The organism is Coleofasciculus sp. FACHB-712 (assembly GCF_014695635.1).
Taxonomy (GTDB): Bacteria; Cyanobacteriota; Cyanobacteriia; order Cyanobacteriales; family FACHB-T130; genus FACHB-T130.
In genome coordinates this window covers 1-7,545 of record NZ_JACJOQ010000233.1, presented here as the reverse complement: position 1 = coordinate 7,545, position 7,545 = coordinate 1, and the positions used below count along the sequence as shown (strand labels likewise).

The 7,545-nt window shown below is 47.4% G+C and carries 10 protein-coding genes; 3 read left to right on the top strand and 7 right to left on the bottom strand.

Translation table 11 applies throughout. The features are described 5' to 3' along the window. Positions 1 to 7 precede the first annotated feature (7 nt). From H6F50_RS06685 to H6F50_RS06655, 7 genes are all read right to left on the bottom strand, one after another. On the bottom strand, positions 8 to 385 hold the full coding sequence (locus tag H6F50_RS06685; protein WP_190427790.1) for a phage tail assembly protein: 378 nt from the start codon (positions 383 to 385) through the stop codon (positions 8 to 10). Positions 386 to 393: 8 nt separating this feature from the next. Then, positions 394 to 753 (bottom strand): hypothetical protein, encoded by a 360-nt coding sequence (locus tag H6F50_RS06680; protein WP_199292022.1) that lies wholly within the window; start codon positions 751 to 753, stop codon positions 394 to 396. Beyond that, positions 740 to 1,246, bottom strand: a complete 507-nt coding sequence (locus H6F50_RS06675; RefSeq protein WP_190412608.1) for a phage tail protein — start codon at positions 1,244 to 1,246, stop codon at positions 740 to 742. The genes H6F50_RS06680 and H6F50_RS06675 overlap by 14 nt, the downstream gene beginning before the upstream one ends. Positions 1,247 to 1,368: 122 nt before the next feature. Next, entirely contained in the window at positions 1,369 to 1,869 is a 501-nt protein-coding gene (locus tag H6F50_RS06670) for a phage tail protein (RefSeq protein ID WP_190412609.1), read from the bottom strand. Positions 1,870 to 1,976: 107 nt separating this feature from the next. Next, positions 1,977 to 2,447 (bottom strand): phage tail protein, encoded by a 471-nt coding sequence (locus H6F50_RS06665; protein ID WP_190412610.1) that lies wholly within the window; start codon positions 2,445 to 2,447, stop codon positions 1,977 to 1,979. Positions 2,448 to 2,529: 82 nt separating this feature from the next. Beyond that, positions 2,530 to 4,248, bottom strand: coding sequence for a phage tail sheath C-terminal domain-containing protein (locus H6F50_RS06660; RefSeq protein WP_190427787.1), 1,719 nt, complete (start codon positions 4,246 to 4,248; stop codon positions 2,530 to 2,532). Between the two features lie 99 nt (positions 4,249 to 4,347). After that, complete coding sequence (locus H6F50_RS06655; RefSeq protein WP_190412612.1) at positions 4,348 to 4,896, bottom strand: Pvc16 family protein; 549 nt, start codon at positions 4,894 to 4,896, stop codon at positions 4,348 to 4,350. 240 nt (positions 4,897 to 5,136) lie between these two features. On the opposite strand from H6F50_RS06655, the gene H6F50_RS06650 reads away from it, so the two are divergent. From H6F50_RS06650 to H6F50_RS06640, 3 genes are all read left to right on the top strand, one after another. After that, on the top strand, positions 5,137 to 6,291 hold the full coding sequence (locus H6F50_RS06650; protein ID WP_190427785.1) for a HAMP domain-containing sensor histidine kinase: 1,155 nt from the start codon (positions 5,137 to 5,139) through the stop codon (positions 6,289 to 6,291). A gap of 79 nt (positions 6,292 to 6,370) precedes the next feature. Further along, complete coding sequence (locus H6F50_RS06645; RefSeq protein WP_190412614.1) at positions 6,371 to 7,048, top strand: response regulator transcription factor; 678 nt, start codon at positions 6,371 to 6,373, stop codon at positions 7,046 to 7,048. Between the two features lie 99 nt (positions 7,049 to 7,147). After that, positions 7,148 to 7,545: DUF4255 domain-containing protein (locus H6F50_RS06640; protein ID WP_190427782.1), on the top strand; the 398-nt coding region annotated here is incomplete at its 3' end.

Here is a 7,545-nt window from a genome sequence, read left to right as displayed (position 1 = left end):
GGGTAGCCTAGAATTCCCCCGATAGAGAAAGCTCCACCTGAAATTGACGATTGCACTGGGGACACTGAACCGGAATGTAAGCTTCCCCCTCCTGGTTAATGCGATTGTAAAACTCCCGCAAATATGCCAGATCTCGCGAGAAAAGACCCTCCAACAGCGTAGGCGTTACCTCGGTTACAGTACCGATACAGGTAATCACCCGCGAGAGCATTACCAAGACTCCATAAGCTGGATTATCCTGAACGCCCCGGTCTTTTTGGACGCACATTTCATCTTTTGCCGTTGCCAGACGCATCACCCCCTGGCGATGAACGCCCCCTTGAGCATCGATCAATCCTCTAGGGAGGACAAATTCAAATTCTGTTTGGATGCGATCGCTGGACATGAGACGCTTTACTCAGAATCAGAAGCCAGTACAGGATTTGCAGAGGGGTTCGTGGCTTCTTTCAATCCTGCATTTTCCTGTTCTAGGTCATTAATTTGACGATAAAATTTCTGGAGATAATTCAGGTCACAAGCAAAAAAGCCTTCAACCACTGAAGGCGTGACCTCCTCCAACGCTCCCAAGCGGACAATCACGCGGGACAAAATAATCACTGTAGCGTAGGCAGGATTTGATTTAACACGCGGATCTCGCAAAGGAACAATCTCATCCATCGCCCTCGACAAACGCATCACACCTTTGCGGTGCAGATTGCCATCCGCATCGAGATATCCCTTCGGTAAAGTAAATTCAAACTCAGTTTGAATCATTCCTTGCTACTTGAATCCGTTTTAACTGTTCAACTGTCATTTCTATTTCTTCAATCTCCAGCTCACCCCCAGCCGCATTCACATCAGAAATTTTATAGCTAGTAGGCCACGCCCGTTGAAACTCAAATCTAAACTGTTCTTCCGCCGCTTGATTATAAATCACCAAAGAACCATCTCGTCGTTGTTCAGCCCAATCTCCATCCTGGACAGCTTGAATCCAGTTCCATAACGTCATCGAACAAGTCAGCCCCCGGCGCAAAGTGATATTGCTGTAACTCACCTTACCCGGAATTTTTGTACTGACAATTCGACCCTTAGATTCCCCATCTTTTCCCCACTTTTGAGGTGTCACCTCAGAGATTTCTATCACCTGTTGGGTAGACTTAAAACCGCTACAATCCATAAAGTAGCCGTCTACTGCATCATTGCTGCCATTTAGTTTTAGTTCTAAAAAAAATCGGCAAGTGGTAAGAATTTCAGGGAAGTCTGTCACAGTTGATACCGCCTTACAACCAATGAGCTTTCGAGCTGATAAATCAATGACTGGTGAATAAGACTGTGCAACATCTCACCTCACCAGCGCACTTTTACAGGGAGTTGACTTTAGAATTCCTTCTACGCCGATACAGTAAACTTCATCCGCTCGTAGTTCAGCTTAAGCGTCCAAGTTTCCAGTTCGCTACTCCCTGCGTCCCGCTTAGGAACATCAAAACTATTGGGAAGCACCCCTACAAAACTGTAAGTTAACCCCACCTTCCCCTCTGAACCGGAGTAATAGACATTAATTGTCATTTCTTTGCGTAAAGTTCGCGCTTTTGCAGCTTCCCCAAGGTTAGCTTTCGAGGCGCAATCCTTGTACCACTCCCACAGCTTATCGTCATTTCCGCCTTGATGCGCTCCTGGCACCAAAACGAGCGTTATCTCGCCATACTTCGGTTGACTTGGAACACTGAGAACCAGCGATTTTCCCTTCGGGCCAGAACCGATGGCATTATCAGCACCCTTTGGGGACATATCTACTGACATCCCACTGACTTCTTTGATAATGATGTCTTTGATATCACCAATTGCTACATCGTAGTTATCACTAGATAGTAACTCAACAGCATCAGCCATAAATAACCTTCCAATCAATTACAAAGTGCAAAGGAATGATTTTTGCGATCGCTTCTTAAAGCGAACAAAATTAAGAATATTGTCTCAAACACCCAGACTCAGATAGATCAAGCTGGATCAAATTGGTCAACCTGTAGCGTAAAGGTTTCTTCAAGCAACCCGCCATCTGCACTGAGTTTCCCGATTTGATATTTACAAATCCAAACTCCGCTCATCTTCCAAGAGTCCACCATTTCTCCGGCTGAGTTATAGGATTTTATTACGCCTTCTGCCATCCTGGCACTCGTTGGAAAACCGCCACCATCCTCTGCTTTTGGCATACACTGTAGCAACCACTTTCGCATCAGTGAGCTAGTGCTTTTTGCATCTCCACTCGCTAGGGTTACTAAAGTAATTTGAACCGCGGCTTCCCTTTTCTTAGTAAGAGTCTGCCGTACAGCTCCCTTGGCACCAGACATTAGGGCATCACCGTGTTGAACGTCAGTCTTATATGCTGGTAAGTCAACACTTTTAAACTGTAAACCGTCACCTACGCCCTTAATTTCTAATTCAAAATTCTCAACGGTAATAATCGCCATTATTCAAAACCTCCTTACAAATTTTTCAATATCAGCTCAGATATCAGCTCTTGATCAAGAGCTGATATCTGAGAGTTTTAACCTACTGGTTAGGAGACCACTGACTGATGCGGAAGATCACAAATTCCGCTGGTCGGACTGGGCAAACTCCAATTTCGACATACAAACGACCCAGCATTACCGTCTCATGGGTGTTGATACTGGCATCGCACTTCACGTAGAAGGATTCACCAGGCGAACCACCGAATAACGCCCCTGCACGCCACAGCCGTTCGAGGAAATTGCTGACCGTGCGAGTAACTCGCGCCCACAAATCTTGATCGTTAGGCTCGAACACAACCCATTGGGTACCGATTTCAATCGAGCGCTCAATGTAGCTAATCAGGCGGCGGACGCTGATATAGCGCCACTGGACATTAGCCGGTTCTACCAGAGTCCGTGCGCCCCAAACTTGGAAACCTCGGTTGTAGTTAGCAAAGTTGCGGATACAGTTAATCCCCACCGGGTTCAACAGTTCCTGTTCGCGGAAGTTAGTTTCGTAGGCTAGACCCAAGACACCGCGAGGAACTTCGTTAGCGGGTGCTTTAAAAACGCCACGAGTCTCATCAGTGCGGCACCAAATCCCCATCATGTGACCGCAGGGGGGAACCAAAATCGGTCGTCCGGCATTGCGTGGGTTCGCTACTTTAATCCAGGGATAGTACAACGCCCCAAACATGGAACGACGATTGAAGTTACTTAACCACTGAGCTACGTGCTGAGGCTTTTGTTGCTCAGGGGGTACAGGCTCTCCGCCTCCTTTGCAAGGTGGGGGATCGAGAACCACCATGCGATAGTTGGGGCTGGGTGCGTTGTTTTCGCACATGCTAACCATCATTTCCATGATGCCGTGAACCTGATCCAAATCCAGCAGGCCACGTTGGTATGCCAGCATTAGGTCGGGGCAAGCAATCATCGAAACTTCGTCAATTTCAAAAATCCCTTGGACGCCCGTGCGGTCATCGCGCACCCCATTTACATCCCGTGGAAAGCGTTCAGGGCTAGAAATGACGGGTGGAGGGCTGACTTCATAGGTGCCGTTGACAGGTCGTCGAGACAGGGGTTGTCCGCTGGTGGACATATCGGTGACGGACAAAAATTGAGATGCCTCGTGGTCGCCAATCCCCTCATTAATCGCAGTGATGACATAGGTACCCACTTGCGCCTCGACGTCCGGGTTCATGGTCAGGTGGCTGTACTCTTCGAGTTTCTCTCCACCGCGACTAACGATGACTTTAAAGTATTCACCCGTGTTGAGTGGGGGTTCTGCCTCTGGATCTTCAGGAGCTTTGGGTTCATCGGGAAGGATCGAAACATTGACTCGTCCACCGGGTAAGGCAAGAGCTGAGCTACCATCCTCTTCGCCTTCGGATGCCTTAATCGCAAACATCAAAGAGGGACGATTTCCAGAGGTTCTGAGCTTTGTGGCTGTTTCCTCCGGTGCTGGTGGTTCCGAACCGGGGAGTTTGGTACCAATGCTAGTCACCCAACAGCGTCCACCGCCGTTCATAAACCAGCCATTGACGGCAAAAGGGAGGTAGGCGTTGAAGTCTGTGTAACCATCGGAGCCTTGTTTGGCAAAATACTCTAGGTATTGGCTCCAGTTGGTAATCATCATGGGTTTGAACAGTTCGGCATCACCGCGTACATCCTCGGTAAAGCCAACAAACCCAGCAACACTCATGCTTACGCCTTCAATCGGGCGACTACCACGGTCTACTTCTTCGACGTAGACACCAGGAGCAAAATAATCCATTGGCATAGCGTAGTCTTCCTTGATTAGTGGTGGGTAATCGGTAATTGGTAATCGGTAATTGGTAGGGGCGACCTGCTAGATCGCCCCTAGAGTAGTAGGTAATTGTTACGACCTACTACCTACTACCCCATTCCCTACTACTTCTATAGGTGTGATTGGTTCTCCTTGTCCTAGCTGGTTAAAGGGAACTGTCACGGTTACATATAAAGCTGGACGTAATGGAACCCCCAGCGCACGCCATAGAGCGACGGCATCAATAAGCCCAACGGCAGAAATGGTCATTGACAAGTTGCCATAACCCCGTAGTGAAGGCGCTAGCAGCTCTTCTGGTAGCCAGCGGTAACGTAACAACAGCATCAAGGCTTCTGACAGCAGACGCTGTTCTCCCAGGACGGTACGATCCCAGGCACTGACTAGGAAGGAAATGTCAAACCATAATGGGGAATACTTCCCAAAAGTGGGTGGATGCGGTTTTTCCTGGTTAATCCTGTGGTCTACCTGACTGTTTTCCCCGATGTTGTAGCAGAACAGGTTCAGTGCTGGTCTTACATCCTGCCGCATACTAGGGTGGTTGAAATCAATTTGCTCTGTACTGAGCAGGGAAGTCCCTTCAGCCAGGATTTCTGCCAAAGTCTGGGCAGCAGCAGGGATCATAAGACTGGGTGTTTAGGCTGTATAGGTCTAGATTAGGAAGACAACCCCAGAGTGTTTATTAGACTTTGGTCGAAACTTTAAAAAATGTGTGTAAATACGGATGAAGACTGAAATCCCCGACTAAGCTAGATTTGTCATTTATTTCTTGCGGAAGATGACAAGCTCCGCAAAATGAAAATTCAGTGGTGCTTACATCCGATTCAACGTTACTGAAATATCCTGTATGGCGGGGAGTTACAGATGAAGGTTGGAATAAAACGGTTTGCTGTACAGGTGCATCCACCTTCCTCCACACTCGGTTCGCTAGGTACACCGTACCCTCCCGATCTTAGGAGTATTTGCAAGCTCCATCTCGAACAGATGGGCGCACAACTACCTGTTGTAGCCGCCTGGATTGTTTACCAAGATTTAGATACCCAAAAGCGTCAATTAGTAGCCTATTATTCAGACGAGCGCCAAGGAAATTACGCGGAGTTGCCCAAATTTTTTGCTGAGGTGGAGTGGGAAGATTCCCTTCCTGCGCTGAAGTTGAGCGAAATAACCGAGCGTGCTAAAAGTGCATCTGCTGACACCGCTTGTAGCTACAACACTTACGTTTGCCCTCTCAGCGAGCAGAAAGCCAAAGAAGTTGGGTATTTGCTGTTATGGAGTAAAAATCCCCTTTCTTCGCTGCAACAACAAGGCGTAGAAAAACAGGCTCAATTGCTGAGTCACTACCTGGTGATGTCTCGCGAGTGTTCCCGTCAAAAAGCTGAGATTCAATTACTTGAGCAAGTGCTAGGTCGTACAGAACATCAACTGCGAAATCCCTTGGCACTGATTAGTCTTTACGCCGAAAATTTATGTTTAGGGTTGCCATCTGGCTGCTTGCAAGAGCAGGCTGGGATTGTTCGCGAAACCGTGAATGAGTTAATTGAAAACTTAACGGATTTGGTTTATTGCGGACAGCAGGCAAAACTACAGGTAGCACCTTATGAGCTGCGGAAAACATTGGCTGAAAGTATCCAAGGTCTGCAACCTTGGTTAGAAGAAAAACGACTGCATATCCGCTATCCGGAGAAGCCGGTCACGCTGGCAGGGGATCGATGGCAGATGAAACAGGTATTTGACAACCTGTTGAGTAATGCAGTTCATTTTAGCCCCCCTGGGCGAATGATTACTTGTAATTGGCAAGTCTTTCAATCTGAAGTAATCGTTGAAGTTTCCGATTGCGGTTCCGGGCTTTCTGAAGAAGACTTGAAACAAGTATTCACACCTTTTTATTCTAAGCGTCCAGGCGGTACTGGTTTGGGTTTGGCGATCGCAAAAAAAATTATCCTCGACCATCGAGGAACCATTTGGGTAGAAAACTTGCCTTCTGGTGGGGCACAGTTTTCCTTCACCCTACCTCGATAGCAATTTTCAGTGAGTCAGTGGGAATGATAAATGAGTTACTCACCCTCTAAAACGAACAGTCGCCTTGAGGTTCTCTAAAATGTCCGCACCAGCGCCAATTTCGATTTTACTCGTGGATGATGAACCACGCTTCCGAGCAGGGATACGGACTCTACTTGACTTCTTGAGTAATAACGGCTCTTTTCGATTTGAGATTGTCGGAGAGGCGGCTTCTGTAGAGCAAGCGTTAAAATTAACCGCTGAGCAAAAGCCAGCGATGATTTTGCTGGATATGGAATTGCCCCCTGGAGATGGAATTACCGCCTTGATTGGTTTGGGAGAAATGTCCTATAAGGGGAAAGTGTTAGTTCTCTCAGGACACCGGGAAGACGAATGGGTGTTTCGGGCGATGCAGGCGGGTGCTAGCGGGTACGTGTTTAAAGACCGGGTGGCAACTCAACTGTGCGAAGCAATTAACACCGTCATGAAAAATGAAGTGTATTTATCGCCAGAAGTTGCAGCTTGCTTCTTTCGATTGTTTCAATTTTATGCAGGGCGATCGCATCTTTCCGGTCGGAGCATTCACTTAACCGAACGAGAGCGAGAAGTCTTACACTGGCTCGTTGAAGGATCTTCTAATGAAGAAATTGCCCGCCGCCTTTACATCACAGTCGCTACAGTTAAAGCTCACTTAACAGCAATTTTTGAAAAACTCAGTGTCACCAGCCGCACGCAAGCAATTGTAAAAGCCTTAAAACTGGGATTAGTTAGTGCTTAATGGTCAGAATCTGGTCATTATCAAAAGAAACCTTTGTCAAGCTAAACTGTGAAAACGAATAAATCAGCTTTTTGCGAAGCTGATTGCTGAATTTTTTTTATGAGCAATTATTTAGCGATCGCTACTGTCACTGCTGCTTTGCAAAGAACTTTGCAAGCTGTTGTACAAATAGACCTGGATGGCGCAAGAGTGACAACGGTGCGACCCAGTAACTTAGGGAGTGGCACCCCAGAGACGGGAGTGAACATCTACCTGTATCAAGTGAGTCTCAATCCCGTGTGGCGCAGCAGTGCAGATGTGCGGAATCGCAATCGCAAGGGCGAAATGGCAAAGCGATCGCACAATGCTCTCGATCTGCATTACATGATCAGTCTCTATGGCAATGAGGTTGAGTTAGAACCGCAACGACTTTTAGGCAGCGTCGTTCGTACCCTTAAAGATCGCTCAACTCTAACCCAGGAAATGATTTGGGACACGATCGCTGATTCTAACTTTAC

Coding starts and splice junctions, on each gene's coding strand:
- H6F50_RS06685 (WP_190427790.1), bottom strand. CDS start 385: ATGTCCAGCGATCGCATCCAAACAGAATTTGAATTTGTCCTCCCTAGA.
- H6F50_RS06680 (WP_199292022.1), bottom strand. CDS start 753: ATGATTCAAACTGAGTTTGAATTTACTTTACCGAAGGGATATCTCGAT.
- H6F50_RS06670 (WP_190412609.1), bottom strand. CDS start 1,869: ATGGCTGATGCTGTTGAGTTACTATCTAGTGATAACTACGATGTAGCA.
- H6F50_RS06665 (WP_190412610.1), bottom strand. CDS start 2,447: ATGGCGATTATTACCGTTGAGAATTTTGAATTAGAAATTAAGGGCGTA.
- H6F50_RS06660 (WP_190427787.1), bottom strand. CDS start 4,248: ATGCCAATGGATTATTTTGCTCCTGGTGTCTACGTCGAAGAAGTAGAC.
- H6F50_RS06655 (WP_190412612.1), bottom strand. CDS start 4,896: ATGATCCCTGCTGCTGCCCAGACTTTGGCAGAAATCCTGGCTGAAGGG.
- H6F50_RS06650 (WP_190427785.1), top strand. CDS start 5,137: ATGAAGGTTGGAATAAAACGGTTTGCTGTACAGGTGCATCCACCTTCC.
- H6F50_RS06645 (WP_190412614.1), top strand. CDS start 6,371: ATGTCCGCACCAGCGCCAATTTCGATTTTACTCGTGGATGATGAACCA.